A 22449-nucleotide genomic window follows, 5' to 3' on the forward strand; every position below is an offset into this window, starting at 1 on the left:
GATAGACGAGGCAGGAGGCAGCATGCCAGCCACCGGCGAGAACGAGCAGACCGCTGAGATCAGCGTGGAGGATTTCATTCGGCGTTTCGAGCGTGGCATGCAGGCGGTGAGTGCCGCCGAGGACATGCTCACCGCGCGGCGTCGCTACGAGGCGCTGTGCGAAAGCTTCGCGCCGCCGGATCCCGACTCGCTGAGCGTCGAGGACACCGTTCTCGACGGCGTCCGGGTCCGTCGGCTGCGTCCGTCGGGGGTCAATGCCGGCGCTGCGGCCGATGCCCGCGGCAACGAGTGCGTCCTCTACATCCACGGTGGCGGCTGGAGCCTGGGGTCGACGAAGAGCCATCACGGCATCGCCGCGGACCTGGCGATGCGCCTCGAGCGCGAGGTGATCAGTGTCGATTATCGGCTTTCCCCCGAGGCCGATTACAGCCAGGCCATCGACGACTGCCACGCGGTCGTCGAACTGGCTCGCCCGGTCGCGCTGGTCGGTGACAGCGCCGGCGCCAGGCTGGGCCTGGATCTGGCGCGCCGGCTCGGCTGGCAATGGCCATTGGGGCTCGTCTATCCGCCGGTGGGCACGCCCTCCCTGGACACCCTGGGGCCGGATGCGCCGCTTCTCAGCCGAGAAGACGTCCTGGCCAGTTGGCAGCAGGTCGCGCGCAGTGTTTCCCAGCTGTGCGAAGCGCGTTCCCCGGCGCCGCAGATCGTCGCCCTGGCGGTCGAGCATGACCCGTTGACGCGGCCCTTCGAGGCGGCGATTACCGATTGGCGCACCACCGGCGCCCAGATCGACTACTTCTGCGCGGCTGGCATGGTCCACGGCGCCCTGCATGCGCACGCCCGCCTGCCGGCGATGGGCGATGCCTGGCAGAAGTACTGTCAGACCCTGAAGGCTCGGCTGGGCTGAGCCGCGCGCGGCGAATCCACGCCGCCTGCCACATTGTGCCTGCCTGATCCGCATGGGCAGCTAGACTGAGCAGTAGCAACAGGGGGGTTCCCCGTCCGGCCCGGCCCGACGCCTGCCGGGCTGGACGGGAATTACCGAGCCTGTTCCGTGCATTTTCAAAAGCGTCGCTCGGCGGCGAAAGGCTAATGGCAGCATCCTCTCCCATGTCCCTGGGGCTCGCGGCTCGCGGTCCGCTGATCGCCATCGGCGGTGCCGAGGATCGTACCTCCGATCTGGCGATTCTCAACCAGGTCTTTTCCCTCGCCCCGGCGGGCAACGCGGAGGTTGCGGTGATCGCCACCGCGAGCTCGATCCCCGGACAGATACTGCCCATCTACCAGGCGGCCTTCGAGCGGCTGGGCGCGAGCCAGGTCCACACGCTGGCGATGGAGGATCGCCGCCAGGCGGCCGATGGCGAAATCGTGCGGCTGATCGAGCGCAGCGGGGTGATCTTCTTCACCGGCGGCGATCAGCTGCGACTGACCCACGTGATGGGCGGCTCGCCGGCCCTCGAGGCGGTCCGCGCCTGCTCGCGGGCCGGCGCGGTGGTGGCCGGCACCAGCGCGGGGGCGGCGGCCCTGCCGAGCACCATGATCTACAACAGCACCGCCGAGGACGCCCTGCGCAAGGGCGCGGTCAACATGACCTCCGGGCTGGGGCTGGTCGAGGGGTTGATCATCGACAGCCATTTCCTCAAGCGCGGCCGCTTCACACGGCTGATGGAAGTCGGGGCGGCCAATCCGCAACATCTCGGGGTCGGCCTCAGCGAGGATGCCGGAGTGGTCATTCATCCCCACGGCGTGCTCGAGGCGATCGGCCCGGGCCACGTGATCATCATCGACAGCCGCGACCTGGCCAGTTCGAATATCGCCGAGCTGGAGATGGGCGCGCCGGTGGCGATCGAGAACATGATCCTGCATGCGCTGATCAGCGGTCACGGCTTCGACGTCGAGGCGCGACGCTATCTCGGCAGCGAGGCGCTACGGGCCTGCCTCGCGGAGAGACGATGAACATTCTCGAACATCGCGCCCTGCGCGGGCCGAACTACTACAGCCGCTACGTGGCGATCTTCATGCGCCTGGACATCGGCGATCTCGAACAGCGGCCGAGCGACACCATGCCCGACATCGTCGCGCGTATCACCGAGCGGATGCCCAGCCTCGAGGAGCATCGCTGTTCGGTCGGCCGCCGCGGCGGCTTTCTGGAGCGGCTGGCCCGCGGCACCTGGGCCGGGCACATCGTCGAGCACGTGGCGATCGAGCTGCAGAACCTGATCGGCTTCTCGGTGGGCTATGGCAAGACGCTGGATACCCATGAGCCGGGCATCTACAACGTCATCTACCGTTACCGGGATGAGGCCTGCGGGCTGGCGGCCGGCGTCGAGGCGGTGGACTTCGTCGAGCGGCTGTTCGACGGCCGGGCGATCGACATGCCAACGATCATCGCGCGGCTCAAGGCGGTTCGCGACGCGCACATGCTGGGGCCGTCCACCGCCTCGATCGTCGCCGCGGCCAGCCAGCGCGGCATCCCCTGGGCGCGGCTGAGCGAGGACAGCAGCCATGTGCAGCTCGGCCACGGCCACCGCCAGCAGCGCATCCAGGCGACCGTGACGGGGCGCACCGGGCTGCTCGGCTACAGCATCGCCGACGACAAGCACTGGACCAAGCAACTGCTCGGCGACGCGGGGATCCCGGTGCCGCGCGGCTGGGTGTGCGATTCGTACGAGGCGGCGCTCGAGGCGGCGCGAACCCTGGGCTATCCGCTCGCGGTGAAGCCGCTGGCGGGCAATCACGGCCGCGGCGTGAGTACCGACATCCACGATGGCCACGCCCTGCGCGAGGCCTTCGAGACCGCCGCCCGCCAGCACCCGTCGGTGATCGTCGAGCGGTTCATCCGCGGCGACGACCATCGCCTGCTGGTGATCGACGACACCCTGGTCGCGGCGGCGCGGCGGCGCCCGGCGCATGTCGTCGGCGACGGCGTGGCCACCCTGCAGGCGCTGGTGGAGGCCGAGAATCGCGATCCCCGGCGTGGCCTGGGTCACGAGAATCTGCTTACCCAGATCCAATTGGACGAGCAGGCGCAGCGCTTGCTCGAGCAGCAGAACCTGACCCTGCAGAGCGTGGTCGCCGCCGGCGAGATCGTCTACCTCAAGGCCACCGCCAACCTGAGCACCGGCGGCACGGCCACCGACGTGACCGACGAGGTCCACCCGGAAGTGAGGTACCTGGCGGAGCGCATCGCACGGCTGGTGGGGCTCGACATCATCGGCATCGACCTGGTGGCCGAGACCTTGAGCCGCCCGCTGGAGGAGCAGGCGGCGGCGGTGGTCGAGGTCAACGCCGGACCGGGGTTTCGCATGCACCTGTCGCCGACCCATGGCGAGGGCCGCGAGGTCGGCCGCCAGGTGGTGGACATGCTGTTCGCCGAAGGCGACGACGGGCGCATCCCGATCGCCGCGATCACCGGCACCAACGGCAAGACCACCACGGTCAGGCTGCTCGCCCACCTGCTGCGCCAGGCCGGGCGCAAGGTGGGCATGGCCTGCACCGGCGGCATCGAGATCGACAACCACGTGATCCTGCGCGGCGATTACAGCGGCCCCCAGGCGGCGGCCATCGTATTGCGCGAACCGACCGTCGAGTACGCGGTACTCGAGGTGGCGCGCGGCGGGATCATGCGCCGCGGGCTTGGCTTCGATGCCTGTGACGTGGGGGTGCTGCTGAACATCGCCAGCGATCATCTCGGCGAAAGCGATATCCACAGTCTCGATGACCTGGCGCGCTGCAAGACGGTGGTCATCGATGCGGTGCGCGAGGGTGGAACCGCCGTTCTCAATGCCGATGACCCGCGAGTGCTGGCGGCCCAGGAATGGGCGCGGGGCGAGGTCATCTTCTTCACCCTGGATCCCGAATCGCTGGCGGTGCGGCGCCACGTCCGCGAGCACGGGGTGGCCTTCACCGTGGTCAACGGCTGCATCGTGATGCGCCAGGGGCATGTCGAGGCCGAGATCGTTCCGGTCCTCGACGTGCCCATCGCCTTCGAGGGCCATGCCCGCTTCAACGTCGCCAACGCGCTGGCGGCCAGCGCCGCCGCCCATGCCCTGGGGCTGGGCATCGCCGACATCCAGCGCGGCCTGCGGACCTTCCACCCCACGCATGCCCAGAACCCCGGACGCACCAACCTGGTCATGGCCGACGGGGTCCAGGTGCTGGTCGACTACGGCCACAACGTCGCGGCGCTCATCGCCCTCGACGAACTGATCTGCCGCCTGCCCGCGCGGCGACGCATCGCCGTGGCCAGCGCGCCGGGCAACCGTCGCGATGAGGATCTCGTGGCGCTGGGCGAGCAGCTCGCCAGGATGCACGATGCGCTCTACGTCTACGAAACCGATCCGCGTGGGCGCGACGCGGGCGAAACCGCCACGCTGCTGTGCCATGGCGCCGAATCGCCGGTCGCCGCTGGCCACGCCGGGCGCGGCGACCCTGTCTGTCGCGTCGCGCTGGTCATGGACGAGAACCAGGCCATCGATGCGGCCTTCGCCGAGGCCGATCAGGGCGACCTGCTGGTCCTGTTGATCGACGACATCGACAGCGTCCTCGAGCGCCTCAAGGGGCGTCGGTTCGGCGCCGCGCCGCCCGAAGCGCCCTGAAGGTGCCGCCGCGAAGGCGGCTGGCGTCAGCCGGCGACGGGAGCGGACGATTTCCGCGCGGTGGCCTATTCCCGTTACACTAGCAGGATTGGTCCCATGGCGGATGTCGAGCGATGCATTGTCCCTTTTGCGGTAAGAACGATACCAAGGTCACCGATTCGCGGCTGGTCGCCGAGGGCGATCAGGTGCGTCGGCGCCGCCAGTGCGCCGGCTGCGGCGAACGTTTCACCACCTACGAGACCGCCGAGCTGGTCATGCCGCGGGTGATCAAGGCCGACGGCTCGCGGGAATCGTTCGACGAACGCAAGCTGCGCGACGGCATGCTGCGCGCGCTGGAAAAGCGCCCGGTGAGCGCGGAGTCGACCGAGGCCGCCGTCGAGCGCATCCGCCAGCGCCTGCGTGCCCGCGGCGAGCGCGAGGTCGAGGCGGGCGAGATCGGCGAGGAGGTGATGCGTGCCTTGAAGCGCCTCGACCAGGTCGCCTACATCCGCTTCGCCTCGGTCTATCGGCGGTTCCAGGATATCGACGAGTTCCGCGCCGAGATCGACCGCCTGGCCCAGGAGCCCAATTTCTCGCCCAACGAGGAAGAGCACTGAGCACCTGCGCGGCGCGCGCTGTCGCGTCGATGAGCAATCTCCAGGAAGTGACATGGCCCAGACGATCCCCGAAGCCTGCATGGCCCGCGCCCTCAAGCTGGCGCATCGCGGCCTCTACACCACCGATCCCAACCCGCGCGTCGGCTGCGTGCTGGTCAAGGAGGGGCGGATCGTCGGCGAAGGCTGGCATCGCCGCGCCGGCGAGCCGCATGCCGAGATCCACGCACTGCGCGCGGCCGGCGAGGCGGCGCGCGGGGCGACGGCCTACGTGACGCTGGAGCCCTGCGCCCATCATGGTCGCACCGGGCCCTGTGCGGAGGCGCTTGTCGAGGCCGGCATCATCAGGGTCGTGGCGGCGATGAGCGACCCCAACCCCGAGGTGAGCGGGCGCGGCCTGGCGCGCCTGCGCGACGCCGGCGTCGAGGTCGAGCTGGGCCTGCTGGAGGACGAGGCGCGGGCGCTGAATCCCGGGTTCGTCGCGCGAATGAGCCGCGGCCGGCCCTTCGTGCGGCTGAAGATGGCGATGAGTCTCGACGCGCGCACCGCCATGGCCAATGGCGAATCGCAGTGGATCACCGGGGCGCCGGCGCGGCGTGAGGTGCAGCGCCTGCGCGCGCGTTCCAGCGCGGTGATGACCGGGGTCGAGGCGGTGATCATGGACAACTCGCGGCTCACCGTGCGTGCCGACCAGCTGGGCATCGAGGGCGCCGAAGGCGAGGCGATCGCCGCCCGCCAGCCGCTGCGGGTGATCGTCGACACGCGCCTGCGCCTGCCGCTGGCGGCGGCCTGCCTGAGCGAGCCGGGGCGCACGCTGATCGCCGCCTGCAGCGACGACGCCGAACGCCGCGCCGCGCTGGAAAAGGCCGGCGCCGAGGTGCTGATCATGCCCTGCGGTCGCGACGGCCGCGTCGATCTGGCGGCGCTGCTCGGGCATCTCGCCGCCCACGAGGCGTGCAACGAGATCCTGCTCGAAAGCGGGGCGACGCTCGCCGGTGCGATGCTCGATGCCGACCTGATCGACGAGATGCAGCTGTTCGTCGCGCCCACGCTGCTGGGCGGCGAGGCGCGTCCGCTGTTCGCCATCCCCGGGCTGGAGCGAATGGCTCAGCAACGCCCGTTGCGGATCGACGACATTCGCGCCGTCGGCCACGATTGGCGGATCGTCGCCCGTCCGCAACGCGGCGTGTGACGCCGTGTCGGGGGACTGGCGCGCGCGCCTGCAGACAGGTACCCTGACCGCCGACCTGACCCGGCGAAGTGACAAAGGCGCGCGAACCAGTCGCCATTTGCCGACAACGCCGTTCGAAAAGACCGGAGATCCCATGGCGCTTTCTTCTTCACGGCCCCCCGCTGGCGATTCGCCGTCTGCCCAGGGCCTGGCACGTATCGAAGCGCTGGTCGAAGACATTCGCCAGGGCAAGATGGTGATCCTCATGGACGACGAGGATCGCGAGAACGAAGGCGACATCATCATGGCCGCCGAGAAGGTCGAGGCCGCGCACATCAACTTCATGGCGCGCCATGCGCGCGGCCTGATCTGCCTGCCGATGACCCGCGAACGCTGCGAGCGGCTCAACCTGCCGCTGATGGTGCGCGACAACGGTTCGGGGTTCGGCACCAAGTTCACGCTGTCGATCGAGGCCGCCGAGGGCGTGTCCACCGGTATCTCCGCCGCCGACCGGGCGCGCACCGTGCAGGCCGCGGTGGCGCGCGACGCCAAGGCCGCGGACATCGTCCAGCCCGGGCATATCTTTCCGCTGATGGCCGAGCCGGGCGGGGTGCTGCGCCGCGCCGGGCACACCGAGGCGGCCTGCGACCTGGCGGCGATGGCCGGCTTCGAGCCCAGCGGCGTGATCTGCGAAGTGATGAATGACGACGGCGGTATGGCGCGACGCCCCGAGCTGGAGCGCTTCGCCGCCGAGCACGACCTGAAGATCGGCACCATCGCCGATCTGATCCACTACCGCATTCATACCGAGCAGACCATCGAGCGCGTCGAGTCGCAGCCGGTCGAGACCGCCTTCGGGCCGATGACCCTGCAGGTGTTCCACGACCGCATCCAGGGCGCCCATCATCTGGCGCTGGTCAAGGGCGAGCCGGCCCCCGGCGCGGCGACCACCGTGCGCGTGCACCTGGCCGACAGCCTGCGCGATCTGCTCACGCTGCAAAAGCCCGAGCGCAGCAACTGGACCGCCCATCACGCCCTGGCGCAGATCGCCGCGGCCGATGCCGGGGTCTTCGTGCTGCTCGACGACGGCCGCGCCTCGCTCGACTTCAAGTCGCAGCTGGACATTTTCCTGGAACGTTGCCGGGCCCCGCGCACCAGCGACTCCGATGGCGCCGGCAACTACCTGATGATCGGCACCGGCTCGCAGATCCTGCGCCAGCTGGGCGTCGGCAAGATGCGGCTGTTGAGTTCACCGTGGAAGTTTTCCGCGCTGTCGGGTTTCGACCTGGAAGTGGTCGAGCGGCTGGATGCCGATTCCGCCGATGCGGGCGAGTCGCTAGAATAAGCCCTTTTTTTCAGGACATGGTTATGCAACCGATTTCTCAAGTCGAAGGTTCCTTCACCGATGTCGACGGTCGCTACGTGATCGTCGTGGGGCGTTTCAACCATCACGTGGTCGACAGCCTGGTCGAGGGCGCCGTCGATAGCCTGGTGCGCCATGGTGTCGACGAGGACAACATCGATATCGTCCACGTGCCCGGTGCCTGGGAACTGCCGCTGGCCGTCAAGCGCGCGCTGCGAGTGGTCAAGCCCGACGCGGTGATCGCGCTGGGCGCGGTGATTCGCGGCGGCACGCCGCATTTCGAGTATGTCGCCGGGGGCTGCAACAGCGCCCTGGGGGCGTTGCAGCTGGAGTTCGAGACACCGGTCGCCAATGGCGTGCTGACCGTCAACTCTATCGAGCAGGCCATCGAGCGTGCCGGCACCAAGGCCGGCAACAAGGGCGCCGAGGCGGCCATGGCGGCGATGGAAATGGTCTCGCTGATGAAGCGCTTCGGAGGCCAGGCATGAGCCGCCGCGAACAGTCCACGAGCAGTGCCCGCGAAGCGCGCCACGCCGCTCGCGAGCTGGCCGTGCAGGGCCTCTACCAGTGGCAGATGACCGGCAAGTCGGTGACCAGCCTGGAAGCCGAGTTCCGCAGCCAGATCGCCGACGAGGATCTCGAGGACCACGAGAACTGGCGCAAGGTGATGGAGATCGCCGACCTGGCGCTGTTCCACGACCTGCTGCACAACGTGGCCCGCAACTGCGGCGAGCTGGACGCCGCCATCGCGCCGCTGCTCGACCGACGCATCGAGGATCTGGATTCCATCGAACTGGCGATCCTGCGCCTCGGCGCCTATGAGCTGTCGCATCGTCTCGAGGTCCCGTACCGCGCGGTGATCAACGAGGGGGTCGAACTGGCCAAGTCGTTCGGCGCAACCGACGGCCACAAATACGTCAACGGCATCCTCGACAAGCTCGCCGGACGCTTGCGGATGACCGAGGTCAACGCACGCCGTCGCTGACGTGCCCGTTCCCATGCTGAGCGAATTCGAGCTCATAGCCCGCTATTTCGCGGGGCCCGCGCAATCCACCGTGCCTGGCGCTACCTCCGGGGTCGTGCAGGGCCCGGGCGACGACTGCGCGGTGCTCGCGCCGACCCCCGGCAGCCAGCTGGCGGTCAGCGTCGATACCTCGCTGGCCGAGGTGCACTTTCCCGCCGACGCGCCGGCCACGGCGATCGGCCACCGGGCGCTGGCGGTGGCGCTCAGCGACCTGGCGGCGATGGGCGCGCGGGCGCGCTGGTGCGTGATGGCGATCAGCCTGCCCGAGGTCGACGACGCCTGGCTGGCCGGTTTCGCCGAGGGTTTCCATGCGCTGTGCCGGGCCTGCGACGTGGCGCTGGCCGGCGGTGACGTGACCCGCGGGCCGCTGAGCGTCTCGGTGACCGTGCATGGCGAAATCCCGGCCGGGCAGGCCTTGAGCCGCGGTGGCGGCCGAGCCGGCGACGTGCTGGCGGTGACCGGCGCGCTGGGCGGTGGCCGTGGCGGCCTCGAGGCCTGGCAGGCCGGAGTCCGCGAGCTCGACGACCCGCTGCTGGCCGCCTACCTGCTGCCGCTGCCACGCCTGGCGGCCGGCGAGGCGTTGCGCGGCCTGGCGCACTGTGCCATCGACATCTCCGACGGGCTGCTGGTCGATCTCGACCACCTGTGCAGCGCCGGTGGGCTGGGTGCCGAGCTCGATGTCGCCGCTTTGCCGCTGAGCGACGGACTGGTGGCGCGCCTCGGCGAGACGGGTGCGCGCGAGGCGGCGCTGTGCGGCGGCGACGATTACGAGCTGCTGATCAGTCTGCCGTCTGCACAATTCGCAACCGCCCGGCAGGGTCTCGCCGCGCTCGACGTACCCTTGACCGCCATCGGCCGCCTGCGCGAGACCCCGGGCATCGCCGGCGTCGATGCCGACCTGTTGCACAATGGCTGGCGGCATTTCCCGGGAGGGGCGTCATGAACCGTGCCCCTGCCAGCGTCTGGCGCCGGCCGACGCACTTCTTCGCCTTCGGCCTGGGCAGCGGCGCCGTGCCGTTCGCCCCGGGCACCTTCGGCACCCTGGCGGCGATTCCCTTCTACTGGCTGATGTCGGGTCTCGAGCTGTCCTGGTACCTGGGGCTGATCCTGTTCGCCAGCCTGGTCGGCATCTGGCTGTGCGGCAAGACCTCGCGGGATCTCGGCGTCCACGACCATTCGGGGATCGTCTGGGACGAATTCGTCGGTTACTGGCTGACCATGGCCGCGGTGCCGTTCTCGTGGGAGGCGGCGTTGTGGGGCTTCGTGGTGTTCCGGATCTTCGACATCATCAAGCCCTGGCCGATCCGCTGGGTCGACCGGCGCATCGCCGGCGGCTTCGGCATCATGTTCGACGACGTGCTCGCCGGGGTCTATGCCTGGAGTACCATGCATCTGTGGTTCTGGCTTCACTGAACAAATGATCGCTTACTCCGCTCGCCCATTTGTTCAGCGCTTCTAAAGTCTAGCCTCGGTTCGAAGTCGTGAAGGACGAGAAGGGGAGTCGCATGCGCAAGAGATGGCCGGTGATCGCGCTGGCGCTGATCGTCGGCGTGGCGGGGTACCTGGGTGCCCAGGCCTATTCGAGTCATGTCTTCGAGCGCGAGCTGGCGAGGAGCGTGGCGCGCATCAACGCCGAGGGGCGCTGGCAGGCCGAGCGCGACGTCGGCGAGCGCGGCTGGTTCCATTCCGAGGGTCGTATCGCGCTGAGCCCGGCCGGCGAGGGCGGCGACTGGCGGCTCGTGCTGCCCTTTGACGCGCGCCACGGCATCTTGCACACCCGCCTCGCCGGTGCGCTGCAGGTGATGCTGGCCGGCGACGACGCGGCCGCCACCGAACCCCGGGCGCTGTTCGGCGACGTTCTGGCCAGCGCCGAACCGCGCTGGACCGCGACGCTGGATCATTTCGACCGTCGTGGCGAGGCGCGTATCGTGTTCGCCGCCTTCGAACGGGCGACGCCGGCCGGCCGGCTCGCCTTCACCGGCGCCGAGCTCGACATCGAAGGGCGCCACGGCGATCTGCGCTTGACCGGCCAGGTCGCCCCGCTGCGGCTCGAGCAGGGCGACAGGCAACTGATCGCGGGGCCGGTGTTCGTCAACAATCGCTATCGCTTCGATGCCCGCGGCGAGTATTACCACCAGCGCAACGAACTGATCCTCGATTCGCTGGAATACCGCGATCCACAGCGTGCGACGCTCGTCCTGAGAACGCTTCGCTACGCCGACGAGACCCGGCTCGAGCGGGACCTGCAGGTGGCCTTGAGCCTGTCGCTGGAGCAGGCCCGGGTCGCCGAGCAGCCGCTGCTTGCCGGCAATGCCGAACTGGCCCTGGCGCGCCTCGACGGCGATGCGGTGCGTGACCTGGTCGGCGAGCTGGGGGCATTGCTGCAGGCGGGCGATCTCGCCAGCCTCGACGAGACCGCCCGGCGGCGGTTGCTGGCGCGGCTCGAGCCGATGGTCCTGGCGACGCTGGCCGACTCGCCGCGACTCACCCTCGAGGCCGTGAACCTGTCGAGCGCGATGTTCGGGGTCGACATGCGCGGCCACGGCGAGCTGACGTTCGACGGTACCGACAGCCAGGCACTGGAGATTGCCGATCTGGGGCAGGCGGCGACCCGCGGTCCCTGGCGCGAGCGCCTCGACGGGCGGATCGAAGCCTACGACGTACCGCCGCTGCTGTTGATGCAGCTTGGCCTGCCGCTGGACACCCGTCGATTGACGCTGCGGGTGGTGGATGGCGCGCTGCGTCTCAATGGTCGAGAACTCTCTGAATTGCCTTTATAAGCTTGAACTTCGTCTGCGGTGCCCGCATTGCATGCAGCATGGCGGCCAATCTTGGCCCGGCGGACACTAAGGTGAACGATGAGCGAATACGATCAGGATCCCGACCACACAGCGGAACTCCTCGGCGATGCCGCCGAACAGCAGGGCGAGCACGGCCAGCATGGCGCCGTGGTGCCGACCAACGAATACCTCCCCGAGCGTATCTACCTGCTGCCGATCCACAATCGGCCGTTCTTCCCGGCCCAGGTCCAGCCGCTGGTGATCCAGCGTCAGCGCTGGCAGGAGACCATGCAGCGGGTCGCCAACACCAACCACCACGCGGTGGGGGTCGCCTACGTCGGCGATGCTGGCGGCGGTGAGCTCGAGCACGGCGATTTCCCGGAGATCGGCACCGCGGTCAAGGTCCACAAGGTCCAGGGCGAGGATCAGCAGATCCAGTTCATCGCCCAGGGCATGCGGCGCTTTCGCATCGTGCGCTGGCTGTCGAAGAAGCCGCCCTACCTGGTCGAGGTCAGCTATCCCAAGGAGCCGATCGACGCCGAGGACGAGGAGGCGCGCGCCTACGCCATGGCGATGATCAACGGCATCAAGGAACTTTTGCCGATCAATCCGCTCTACGGCGAGGAGCTCAAGCACTATCTCAATCGTTTCAGCCCCCACGAGCCGGGGCCGCTGACCGACTTCGCCGCGGCCATCACCTCGGCCAAGGGAAGCGAGTTGCAGGGGATCCTCGAGACCCTGCCGATCATGTCGCGGATGCAGAAAGTGCTGCCGCTGCTGCGCAAGGAGATCGAGGTCGCCCAGCTGCAGACCGAGATCAGCGAGCAGGTCAACGCGCAGATGCAGGAGCGTCAGCGCGAATTCTTCCTGCGCGAGCAGTTGAAGGTGATCCAGAAGGAGCTGGGCATCTCCAAGGACGATCGCGAGAACGACGTCGATACCTTCCGCGCCCGGCTGGAGAATCTCGAGGTGCCCGAGCGGGTGATGTCGCGCATCGACGACGAGCTCGACAAGCTGTCGGTGCTCGAGACCGGCTCGCCGGAGTACGGCACCACGCGCAACTATCTCGACTGGCTGACCGCGCTGCCGTGGGGCGTCACCTCCGACGACCAGCTCGATCTCAAGCACGCCCGCACGGTGCTCGACCGCGACCACGATGGCCTGGACGACGTCAAGGAGCGCATCGTCGAGTTTCTCGCCGAGGGTACCTTCAAGGGCGACGTGGGCGGTTCGATCCTGATGCTGGTGGGTCCGCCGGGGGTCGGCAAGACCTCGGTGGGGCGCTCGATCGCCGATGCGCTGGGCCGCAAGTTCTATCGCTTCTCGGTGGGCGGGATGCGCGACGAGGCCGAGATCAAGGGCCACCGGCGCACCTACATCGGCGCCATGCCCGGCAAGCTGGTGCAGGCGCTCAAGGAGGTCGAGGTCGAGAACCCGGTGATCATGCTCGACGAGATCGACAAGATGGGCCAGTCGTTCCAGGGCGATCCGGCCTCGGCGCTGCTCGAGGTGCTCGACCCGGAGCAGAACGTCGACTTCCTCGATCACTATCTCGACGTGCGCCTGGACCTGTCCAAGGTACTGTTCGTGTGCACCGCCAACCAGCTCGACACCATTCCGCCGGCCCTGCTCGATCGCATGGAACAGCTGCGGTTGTCCGGCTACATCGCCGAGGAGAAGGTGGCGATCGCCAAGAATCATCTCTGGCCGCGGCTGCTCGAGCGTGACCGGATTCCCAAGAAGCGCATCAATCTCACCGACGCGGCACTGCGTCAGGTGATCGAGGGCTACGCCCGCGAGGCCGGGGTGCGCCAGCTCGAGAAGCAGCTGCACCGCATCGTGCGCAAGGCGGCGGTCAAGCTGCTGGAAAACGACCAGCAGAGCGTCAAGGTGTCTGTCAAGAATCTCGAGGAGTACCTGGGCGCGCCGATCTTCCGCAAGGAGCAGGTGCTCAGGGGCGTGGGCGTGGTCACCGGCCTGGCCTGGACGTCGATGGGCGGCGCCACGCTGCCCATCGAGGCGAGCAAGGTGCATGCCCTGACCCGCGGCATCAAGCTCACCGGCAAGCTCGGCGAGGTGATGCAAGAGTCGGCGAACATCGCCTACAGCTATGCGCTGGGTCACCTGAGCGAGTATGGCGCCGACCCGGACTTCTTCAACGAGGCGTTCGTCCACATGCACGTGCCCGAGGGCGCCACGCCCAAGGATGGCCCCTCGGCGGGGGTGACCATGACCACCGCCCTGCTGTCGCTGGCGCGCAACGAGAGCGTCGATCGCGCGCTGGCGATGACCGGCGAGCTGACCCTGACCGGTCAGGTACTGCCGGTGGGCGGCATCCGCGAGAAGATCATCGCCGCCCGGCGCAGCGACATCTTCGAGGCGATCCTGCCCGAGGCCAATCGCCGCGACTACGACGAGCTGCCGGATTTCCTCAAGGAGGGCATGACGGTGCACTTCGCCAGGCACTACAGGGATGTCGCGAAGGTGGTTTTCGCCTGACGGTCCGATCCTGGGCGGCGAACGCGTATAATCCTGTGCTCGCAGCTCGCCGCCCATGACACGACCAGGAAACGACTTATGCATCGACAGGCGATCGCCGGCGCCCTGGCGCTGGCGGCTTTGCTCGGCAGCGCCGCGGCCCAGGCCGAGGACACGCTCACCGTCTATACCTACGACGCCTTCGTCTCCGAATGGGGCCCGGGGCCCGTGGTCAAGCAGGCGTTCGAGGCGCAGTGCGATTGCCGCGTGCGCTTCGTCGCCCTCGATGGCGGCGTCGGCATTCTTCAGCGGCTGCGCCTCGAGGGCGAGGGCAGTGCCGCCGACGTGGTGCTGGGACTGGACATGAACCTGATGGCCAGCGCCCGCCAGTCGGGACTGCTGGCGCCCCACGGCGTCGATCTGGCGCCGCTGTCGCTGCCCGTGGAGTGGAGCGACGACACCTTCGTGCCGTTCGACTGGGCGCCGTTCGCCTTCGTCTACGACACCCAGGCGCTCGACGATCCGCCGACGAGCTTCGAGGCGTTGATCGACGCTCCGGACGATCTCAAGATCATCATCCAGGACCCGCGCACCAGCACCCCGGGGCTGGGCCTGCTGTTGTGGATCAAGCACGCCTACGGCGAGCGCGCCGACGGGATCTGGCAGGGCCTGCAGCCGCACATCCTGACCGTCACCCGCGACTGGAGCGAGGCCTACTTCTCGCTGTTCATGAACGGCGAGGCGCCGATGGTGCTTTCCTACGCCACCTCGCCGGCCTACCACATGGCGGTCGAGGACACCGACCGCTATCAGGCGCTCGAATTCGACGAGGGCCACTACCTGCAGGTCGAGGTCGCGGCGCGAACGCGCCATGGCGAACATCCCGAACTGGCCCGTGAATTCCTCGACTTCATGCTCGGCAGCGAGTTCCAGAACACCTTGCCGCTGACCAACGTCATGTATCCGGCGGTCGACCTGGGCGAGGCGCTGCCGGACGTCTTCTCGAAACTGATCGACCCCGAGGTCTATACCTTCCCGCCGCAGCAGGTTCATCGCCACCGGCGGGAGTGGATCGACGAGTGGCTGCGCGCCAGCACGCGCTGATGCGAGGCGTCGCGCTGACGCGTCGGGCCCCGCTGTGGCTGGGCGGGCTGGCCTGGCTGGCGGTGGTCGGCATGGGCCTGGCCAGCCTGGCGGCGTTGCTCTCGCGGGCGACGCTGGCCGATGCCGCCGCGCTGTGGCGCGATCCGTACCTGATGGGCGTGGTGCGCTTCACGCTCACCCAGGCCACACTGTCGACGCTGGCCAGCGTCGCCCTGGCGCTGCCGGTGGCCATTGCCCTGGCGCGGCGGCCGCGCTTTCCCGGGCGGCGGGCGTTGCTGCGGGCCATGGAGCTATCGCTGGTGGTGCCCACGCTGATCGCGCTGTTCGGGCTGGTCGCGGTGCACGGTCGCCAGGGCTGGGCGGCGCCGCTGTGGCGCGCGTTGACCGGCGAGCCGGCGGGCTATCTCTACGGCCTGTCGGGGATCGTGCTGGCCCATGTGTTCTACAACCTGCCGCTGACCGCGCGGTTGCTGCTGCAGGCGCTCGAACGTCAGCCGGAGCCCAACTGGCGGCTGGCCGCGCAGCTCGGCCTGACCCGCCGGGCGCTCTGGCGGGCGCTGGAGTGGCCGGTGATCCGCCGGGTGCTGCCGCGGCTGGCGGCGCTGGTGTTCACGCTGTGCTTCACCAGCTTCGCCATCGTCATGACGCTGGGCGGCGGGCCGCGGGCGACCACCCTCGAGGTCGCGCTCTATCAGGCGCTCAAGTTCGAGGGCGATCTGGCCCAGGCCGCCCTGCTGGCGCTGGTTCAACTGATCATCTGCCTGTCGTTGTGGGCGCTGGCGCTGCGCCATGGCGACGCCACGCAACTGATCGCCGGCAGTGGGCGGCGCATGCCGTTGGGACGCTGGTGGCGGCGCGATGCGCAGGGCCTGTCGCGCTACCTGGACGCGGCCTGGCTGGCGGGGCTGGCGCTGTTGCTGCTGCCGCCCCTGGCGGCGGTGGTGGTGGCCGGGCTGGGTGGTGTGCCGGAGTTGCTGTCGCGCGGTTCCTCGTTGTGGCCGGCCATGGCGCTGAGCCTCGTCATGGCCTCGGTGGCCGGTATCGGCGCGCTGCTGGTGGCGCTGATGCTGCTGGTGGGCAGCGCCTGGCTGCAGCGCCGGGAGCGCGGTGGCACGGCGGCGCTGATGGAGGGCGGCGGTCAGTTGATCCTGGTGATCCCCGCGCTGGTGCTGGGGACCGGGCTGTTCCTGCTGCTGCGCCCGAGCCTGGGAGGCGGCTGGCAGGGCTACGCGCTGGTGGTGCTGGTCAATGCCTGCATGGCGCTGCCCTTCGCCATGCAGGTGCTCAGGGGCACGCTGTTCGATGTGCCGGTTGCGCAACGCCGGCTGGCCGACCAGCTGGGCATCCACGGCGTGGCGCGCTGGCGCTGGCTGGTGTGGCCGCGGTTGCGCCGCCCGCTGGGGCTGGCACTGGCCTATGCGATGACGCTGTCGCTGGGCGACTTCAGCGTGATCGCGCTGTTCGGCAGCCCCAGTCGGCCGACCCTGCCGATGCTGCTCTATCAGCAGCTGGGCGGCTACCGCTGGCAGGGGGCCGCAGCGACAGCGCTGGTGTTGCTGGTGGTCGTGGTGGCGGTGTTCTCGCTGCTCGAGCGCGTGTCCCGCCGCCTGCCGCGCTATCGCCAATCCCTTTACTGGCCGGGCGGAGCCGAATCTCATGCTTGAATGTCGCGAGTTGCGTTTCCACTACCGGCGCGCCGATCCCGGCGAGACGCCGGACTTCTGCTTCAGCCTGGCCCTCGCGCCGGGCGAATGCCTGGCGGTGCAGGGCCCCTCGGGAGGCGGCAAGAGCACGCTGCTGAGCCTGATCGCCGGTTTTCTCGAGCCATCCTCGGGCTGGCTGGGCTGGAACGGCGAGGCCTGGCGCGACCGTCCGCCCTGGCGGCGTCCGCTGACCACGGTCTTCCAGGAGCACAACCTGTTCGAGCATCTGCCGGTGTGGGCCAACATCGGGCTCGGCCTGGCGCCCGACCTCAGGCTCGATGCCGCCGCCCATCGGCGTATCCGCGACGGGCTCGACGGTGTGGGGCTCGGCGGCCTGCACGATCGGCTGCCCGATGCGCTGTCGGGCGGTCAACGCCAGCGCGTGGCGCTGTTGCGCGCGTTGCTGCGCGAACAGCCGCTGCTGTTGCTCGACGAGCCGTTCAGCGGCCTGGACGACGATAACCGTCGGCACTTGTGGGCGCTGGTCCGCGAGCAGCGGCGGCGGGGCGTGGCGGTGCTGCTGGTCAGCCACGACAGCGAGGATGTCCAGGCGCTGTCCGATCGGCGTCTTTTCCTGCGTGAAGGGCGGTTGATGACCTAGGCCGCGATCGGGGGCGGAAAGCGGAGGGTGGTCGATCGATGCCATGGCCAACCGGCCGGGCGGCCCCAAGGTCGCCCGGTACGGGTGGATTGGTTTACTGACTGCTGCCGCCGGTCGAGCCGCTATCGCTGCCGCTCGAACCGCTATCGCTGTCACCGGTCGCGCCGCTGTCGGTGCCGTCGCCGGCATCGGTGTCGCCCTGGCTGGAGCCCGAACCGCTGCCGGCGCTGGTTCCGCCAGTGGAGTCACTTTCGCTGCCTTCGCCGAGGCTTTCTTCCTGCGGGCATTGGCCGCTGTCATCCTGAGCCGCTTCCGAGCACTCCTGGGACATGCCGGCGCCCCCCGATTCGTTCATGCCCTCCGTGGACGTGCCGCTGGATTCGTTGGCGAGTGCGCTTCCGGCGGTCAGCAATCCCGTCAACAGCAGAGTGGTAGCAAAGGCGTGCAGTCTGGTCGTTTTCTTCAATGCAGATTCCATGAACTACTCCTTGATTCGTAGAAATCCTGCCAGGTGGAATGAGCCGTCGGGCGCGGATGGCCCTTCGACCGACGCTATTTCCCGTCGCGTCATTTTTCACGATAGTGCCGCGGCGGCGGGTTCGCCACGAAATTCTGCAGTGTCGTTCCGGGACCGGCCCGCTGGTTTCGGTCGGGGAGACATGACAGAATCGATTGCCCACCTGGACACAACTGCAGACCATCCGGCCCCGCCCTGGCGGGCCTTGCCGAGCCGTTGTCAGCGATTGACAGGCTGCGGTGAAAGATGGCTAGCCAAGACGAGGATCGCATGCCCGAGTATCGCTCACGCACCACCACCGCCGGCCGCAACATGGCCGGCGCCCGCGCCCTGTGGCGCGCCACCGGGATGAACGACGAGGATTTCCACAAGCCGATCGTCGCCGTCGCCAACTCCTTCACCCAGTTCGTGCCCGGGCACGTCCATCTCAAGGACATGGGCCAGCTGGTGGCGCGCGAGATCGAGAAGGCCGGCGGGGTGGCCAAGGAGTTCAACACCATCGCCGTCGACGACGGCATCGCCATGGGCCACGACGGCATGCTCTATTCGCTGCCCAGCCGCGACATCATCGCCGACAGCGTCGAGTACATGGTCAACGCCCACTGCGCCGACGCGCTGGTGTGCATCTCCAACTGCGACAAGATCACCCCGGGGATGCTGATGGCGGCGATGCGCCTCGACGTGCCGACGATCTTCGTCTCGGGCGGGCCGATGGAGGCGGGCAAGACCAAGCTGCTCGACCATGGCCTGGACCTGGTCGATGCGATGGTGATGGCGGCCGACGACAGCGTGGATGACGACACGCTCGACGAGGTCGAGCGCAGCGCCTGCCCGACCTGTGGCAGCTGCTCGGGCATGTTCACCGCCAATTCGATGAACTGCCTGACCGAGGCGCTGGGACTGGCGCTACCCGGCAACGGCACGGTGCTGGCGACCCACAGCGACCGGCGCCGGCTGTTCGAGAACGCCGGTGCGCGCATCGTCGAACTGGCCAAGCGCTACTACGAGAATGACGAGGCGCACCTGCTGCCGCGGGCGATCGGTTCCAAGGATGCCTTCAAGAACGCCATGACGCTGGACATCGCCATGGGCGGCTCGACCAACACCATTCTGCACCTGCTGGCGGCGGCCCAGGAGGCCGAGGTCGACTTCACCCTGGCCGACATCGATCGGCTCTCCCGCGAGGTGCCGCAGTTGTGCAAGCTGGCGCCCAACACCCAGCAGTATCACATCGAGGATTGTCATCGGGCCGGCGGGATCATGGGCATTCTCGGCGAGCTCGATCGCGCCGGAGTCCTCAATACCGCGGTGCCCACGGTCTATGGCGACAGCCTGGCCGAGGCGCTGGATAGCTGGGACATCATGCGCAACCCGACGCCCGAGGTGGTCGAGTTCTTCAAGGCCGGCCCTGGCGGCGTGCGCACCCAGCAGGCGTTTTCGCAGTCGGCGCGCTGGCCGAGCCTCGACGGCGACCGCTCCAGCGGCTGCATCCGCGATCTCGATCACGCCTTCTCGAGGCAGGGCGGACTGGCGGTACTCTTCGGCAATATCGCCGAGGATGGCTGCGTGGTGAAGACCGCCGGCGTCGACGACTCGATCCTGGTCTTCGAGGGCCCGGCCCACGTGGTCGAGTCCCAGGATCAGGCGGTCGAGCACGTGCTCGAGGGCAAGGTCGAGGAGGGCGAGGTAGTGGTGATCCGCTACGAAGGCCCGAAGGGCGGGCCGGGCATGCAGGAGATGCTCTATCCGACCTCGTATCTCAAGTCAAAGGGGCTGGGAAAGGCCTGCGCCCTGCTGACCGACGGGCGCTTCTCGGGCGGCACTTCGGGGCTGTCGATCGGCCACGTCTCGCCCGAGGCGGCGGCGGGCGGGGCGATTGGGCTGGTCGAGAACGGCGACCCGATCCGCATCGACATTCCCAATCGGCGCATCGACGTGCAACTGCCGGATGACGAACTGGCGCGTCGCCGCGCGGCGATGGAGGCGCGCGGCGGCGAGGCCTGGAAGCCGGCCATCCAGCGCGTGCGCAAGGTGTCGGCGGCGCTGAAGGCCTATGCGCTGCTGGCGACCTCGGCCGACCGCGGCGCGGTGCGCGACCTGTCCAAGCTCGATTGAGCCGGACGCCTGGGGACGTAAAAGCCACGCCAGGACCGCAGGGGGCCGCAAGACAAGGCCCGTGGCGCTTGCCACGGGCCCTGGAATTCCGGCATCGTCGTTGCGCCTCGGGTCTTGCGCGTGTCGCATCGACCGATGTCACGCGGCCTGGCGGGCGTCCTCGCCGGGCTCGTCCGCGAGTGCCTCGAGCAGGCATTCGGTGGCATACCATATATTCAGCAATTCCAGACTTTCTTCGGAGCAGCACATCGTCGCTACCTCCCGGTCGAGTGGATAAAACTCGCAATGCTCACTTACAGTGGGCAGTAATGAGTATGGTTGACTAGACCAAGGTCGACATGACGTTTCTTTGAACATTTGACGATCGTCAACGCGGCTTTTTGCATAAGCCCGCGGGGGCGCGATGGCCCGCATGGACAAGGAGGAAGTAATGAAGGAATCGTTCAACGTCGCTCTGGTGGGCTACGGCTTTGCCAGCCAGACCTTCCACGTGCCGCTGATTCGCGCGACCCCGGGTCTCGAACTGACGGCGGTGTCGTCAAGCGACGCTGCGAAGGTGCGTGCCGACCTGCCCGAGGTCGCGGTGGAATCCAGCCCCCAGGCCCTGTTCGCGCGCGACGATATCGATCTGGTGGTGATTCCCACCCCCAACGAGACCCACTATCCGCTGGCCAAGGCGGCGCTCGCCGCCGGCAAGAACGTGGTGGTCGACAAGCCTTTCACCATCACGCTCAGCGAGGGACGACAGCTCAAGAGCCAGGCCGAGAATGCCGGCAAGCTGCTGTCGGTATTCCATAACCGGCGCTGGGACAGCGACTTCATGACCGTGCGCGATCTGCTCGAGGCCGGCACGCTGGGAAGGATCGTCCACTTCGAATCGCACTTCGATCGCTTTCGGCCCGAGGTGCGTCAGCGCTGGCGCGAGCAGGCCAAGCCCGGGGCGGGTATCTGGTACGACCTGGGCCCGCACCTGCTCGACCAGGCCCGCGCGCTGTTCGGCATGCCCCGGGCGATCCTGCTCGATCTCGTGCAGCGCCGCGACGGCGCCGAGGTCGACGACGACTTCCATGCGCTGCTCGACTACGGCAACTGCCGCGTCATACTGCATGCGGCGGCGCTGGTGGCCGCCGAAACGCCGCGTTTCGCGATTCACGGTACCGCCGGCAGTTACGTCAAGTATGGTCTCGATCCGCAGGAGGATCGCCTCAAGGCCGGCGAGACGCCGGCGCCGCAGTGGGGCGAGGATCCCCGTAACGGCACCCTGACCCTGCGCGATGGCGAAGAGGAGGGTGCGCCGCTGGTCAGTCGCGAACAGCCGACCCGCCCCGGCGACTATCTGGCCTTTTACGCCGGTATCCGCGATGCGCTACGCGGTCAGGGCGGCAACCCGGTACCGCTCGACGAGGCGCTGGCGGTCATGCAGCTTATCGAGGCCGGGCTGGACAGCTCGCGTCAGCAACGCTGGGTGCGCCTCAAGGAGGGTGGACTCAACAAGCTGCGTGGATAGCGGCGCCCGCAGGCGAAGCCCACCCAAACCCCGTCAAGCCCCGGCAACCGCTGGGGCTCTTTCGTTTCGGACACCCATTCGGGTCGCGTTGGGCAGCGCGATCCGATCTTCGAGTATATAATTAGCAGACAATTGTTGTTGCTAACTAAAAGTTAGCATGCTATCGTGTTTCTCATCGACAAGGCGCCACAAGCGCCGAATCCGATGGCCGACCGATCCCGTTTGCCGTCATCGGCGAAGCAACTCGATCCCTTGGTCAACGTTATCTTTCAAAAGGAGATGAGCAACATGAAAAGCGTAAAGAGCCTATCACTGACTTCCCTGTTCCTGGCTTCTGCATTGGCCTTTTCCGGTGCCGCGCTGGCCCAGCCGAGCAGCCTGGTGCCGGATCACGGCCTGGACCACGGTCATCAGGTTCCGCCGGCATACCCGGCCCAGGACGTCCGCAACACGGCCATCAACCTGGATAGCCAGACCGCGGTGGTGGAGCGCAACGTGTCTCTGGTGCCCGACAGCGGTATCGACGCCAGGCAGCACCGCGCTGCCGCTGAGGTCCGTGTCGACACACGTACCGCCTATCACGTCAGCCCGCTGGTGAGTGATGGTGGCGTATAAGTGAGCGAGCGAGTGCCGCATCGGCGTCGGCCGCCGGAACGAAAGTACTCGCGCTCATTGTTGTAGCAGTATGAAAAAACCTCGGCCACGGCCGTAATGCCAGTCAGTTAACGCTGACTGGCATTTCTCTTGGTCGGGTACTTCTGGGGTCGGCGCCTGACTGATCGGGGGTAAGATCGCTCGCGTCGCTCAGGCAAGACGAAGGCAGGCGCCATCTCCAGCATCGACTGGATCACACCGGGCACACGCCCCGGCGAGACCCAGGGGAGGACTGTTAACT

At 68.2% G+C, this 22449-nt stretch carries 19 protein-coding genes and 1 pseudogene; 18 read left to right on the plus strand and 2 right to left on the minus strand.

Annotation, left to right across the window (positions count from 1 at the left end):
- The first annotated feature begins 22 nt into the window (after positions 1–22).
- From HR9077_RS12820 to HR9077_RS12890, 15 genes are all read left to right on the plus strand, one after another.
- Positions 23–907 carry an alpha/beta hydrolase fold domain-containing protein gene (locus HR9077_RS12820; protein ID WP_244613203.1) on the plus strand — a complete coding sequence of 295 codons (885 nt, stop codon included), beginning with the start codon at positions 23–25 and terminating at the stop codon, positions 905–907.
- Between the two features lie 185 nt (positions 908–1092).
- Positions 1093–1956 carry a cyanophycinase gene (locus HR9077_RS12825; protein ID WP_244613205.1) on the plus strand — a complete coding sequence of 288 codons (864 nt, stop codon included), beginning with the start codon at positions 1093–1095 and terminating at the stop codon, positions 1954–1956.
- Positions 1953–4598, plus strand: a complete 2646-nt coding sequence (cphA, locus tag HR9077_RS12830; RefSeq protein ID WP_136067395.1) for a cyanophycin synthetase — start codon at positions 1953–1955, stop codon at positions 4596–4598. The genes HR9077_RS12825 and cphA overlap by 4 nt, the downstream gene beginning before the upstream one ends.
- Positions 4599–4711: 113 nt before the next feature.
- Entirely contained in the window at positions 4712–5194 is a 483-nt protein-coding gene (gene nrdR, locus HR9077_RS12835; protein WP_136067396.1) for a transcriptional regulator NrdR, read from the plus strand.
- Positions 5195–5246: 52 nt separating this feature from the next.
- A complete protein-coding gene (gene ribD, locus HR9077_RS12840) occupies positions 5247–6383 on the plus strand; it encodes a bifunctional diaminohydroxyphosphoribosylaminopyrimidine deaminase/5-amino-6-(5-phosphoribosylamino)uracil reductase RibD (protein ID WP_136067397.1) in 1137 nt (378 codons plus the stop codon).
- A 133-nt stretch (positions 6384–6516) separates the two neighbouring features.
- Positions 6517–7707 carry a bifunctional 3,4-dihydroxy-2-butanone-4-phosphate synthase/GTP cyclohydrolase II gene (gene ribBA, locus HR9077_RS12845; RefSeq protein ID WP_136067398.1) on the plus strand — a complete coding sequence of 397 codons (1191 nt, stop codon included), beginning with the start codon at positions 6517–6519 and terminating at the stop codon, positions 7705–7707.
- Positions 7708–7730: 23 nt separating this feature from the next.
- A complete protein-coding gene (gene ribH / locus HR9077_RS12850; RefSeq protein WP_136067399.1) occupies positions 7731–8213 on the plus strand; it encodes a 6,7-dimethyl-8-ribityllumazine synthase in 483 nt (160 codons plus the stop codon).
- On the plus strand, positions 8210–8710 hold the full coding sequence (gene nusB, locus HR9077_RS12855) for a transcription antitermination factor NusB (RefSeq protein ID WP_136067400.1): 501 nt from the start codon (positions 8210–8212) through the stop codon (positions 8708–8710). Before ribH ends, nusB begins: the two co-directional genes overlap by 4 nt.
- 13 nt (positions 8711–8723) lie before the next feature.
- Positions 8724–9692 carry a thiamine-phosphate kinase gene (gene thiL / locus HR9077_RS12860; RefSeq protein ID WP_136067401.1) on the plus strand — a complete coding sequence of 323 codons (969 nt, stop codon included), beginning with the start codon at positions 8724–8726 and terminating at the stop codon, positions 9690–9692.
- Positions 9689–10162, plus strand: coding sequence for a phosphatidylglycerophosphatase A family protein (locus tag HR9077_RS12865; protein ID WP_136067402.1), 474 nt, complete (start codon positions 9689–9691; stop codon positions 10160–10162). Before thiL ends, HR9077_RS12865 begins: the two co-directional genes overlap by 4 nt.
- A gap of 92 nt (positions 10163–10254) precedes the next feature.
- Positions 10255–11529 (plus strand): DUF945 family protein, encoded by a 1275-nt coding sequence (locus HR9077_RS12870; RefSeq protein ID WP_136067403.1) that lies wholly within the window; start codon positions 10255–10257, stop codon positions 11527–11529.
- 78 nt (positions 11530–11607) lie between these two features.
- Positions 11608–14028: an endopeptidase La gene (lon, locus tag HR9077_RS12875; RefSeq protein WP_136067404.1), complete on the plus strand. Its 2421-nt coding sequence runs from the start codon at positions 11608–11610 to the stop codon at positions 14026–14028.
- A gap of 78 nt (positions 14029–14106) precedes the next feature.
- The gene (gene thiB / locus HR9077_RS12880; RefSeq protein WP_136067405.1) at positions 14107–15111 is read left to right on the plus strand and encodes a thiamine ABC transporter substrate binding subunit; all 1005 of its coding nucleotides are present in this window, start codon (positions 14107–14109) and stop codon (positions 15109–15111) included.
- The gene (gene thiP / locus HR9077_RS12885) at positions 15087–16775 is read left to right on the plus strand and encodes a thiamine/thiamine pyrophosphate ABC transporter permease (RefSeq protein WP_210725922.1); all 1689 of its coding nucleotides are present in this window, start codon (positions 15087–15089) and stop codon (positions 16773–16775) included. The genes thiB and thiP overlap by 25 nt, the downstream gene beginning before the upstream one ends.
- Complete coding sequence (locus HR9077_RS12890) at positions 16768–17415, plus strand: ATP-binding cassette domain-containing protein (RefSeq protein ID WP_136067406.1); 648 nt, start codon at positions 16768–16770, stop codon at positions 17413–17415. Before thiP ends, HR9077_RS12890 begins: the two co-directional genes overlap by 8 nt.
- A gap of 94 nt (positions 17416–17509) precedes the next feature.
- Here the strand turns inward: HR9077_RS12890 and HR9077_RS12895 are convergent, their stop codons facing one another.
- Entirely contained in the window at positions 17510–17893 is a 384-nt protein-coding gene (locus tag HR9077_RS12895) for a hypothetical protein (protein WP_136067407.1), read from the minus strand.
- 309 nt (positions 17894–18202) lie between these two features.
- Between HR9077_RS12895 and ilvD the strand changes: the two genes are divergently transcribed.
- From ilvD to HR9077_RS12910, 3 genes are all read left to right on the plus strand, one after another.
- Positions 18203–20047 carry a dihydroxy-acid dehydratase gene (gene ilvD, locus HR9077_RS12900; RefSeq protein ID WP_136067414.1) on the plus strand — a complete coding sequence of 615 codons (1845 nt, stop codon included), beginning with the start codon at positions 18203–18205 and terminating at the stop codon, positions 20045–20047.
- A gap of 430 nt (positions 20048–20477) precedes the next feature.
- Positions 20478–21554: an oxidoreductase gene (locus HR9077_RS12905; protein ID WP_136067408.1), complete on the plus strand. Its 1077-nt coding sequence runs from the start codon at positions 20478–20480 to the stop codon at positions 21552–21554.
- Between the two features lie 288 nt (positions 21555–21842).
- Positions 21843–22169, plus strand: a complete 327-nt coding sequence (locus tag HR9077_RS12910; protein ID WP_136067409.1) for a hypothetical protein — start codon at positions 21843–21845, stop codon at positions 22167–22169.
- Between the two features lie 107 nt (positions 22170–22276).
- On the opposite strand, the pseudogene HR9077_RS22170 reads toward HR9077_RS12910, so the two are convergent.
- Positions 22277–22449, minus strand: a pseudogene (locus HR9077_RS22170) (IS4 family transposase); the annotation flags it as partial.

This window comes from Modicisalibacter radicis (genome assembly GCF_900961225.1).
Classification (GTDB): Bacteria; Pseudomonadota; Gammaproteobacteria; order Pseudomonadales; family Halomonadaceae; genus Modicisalibacter.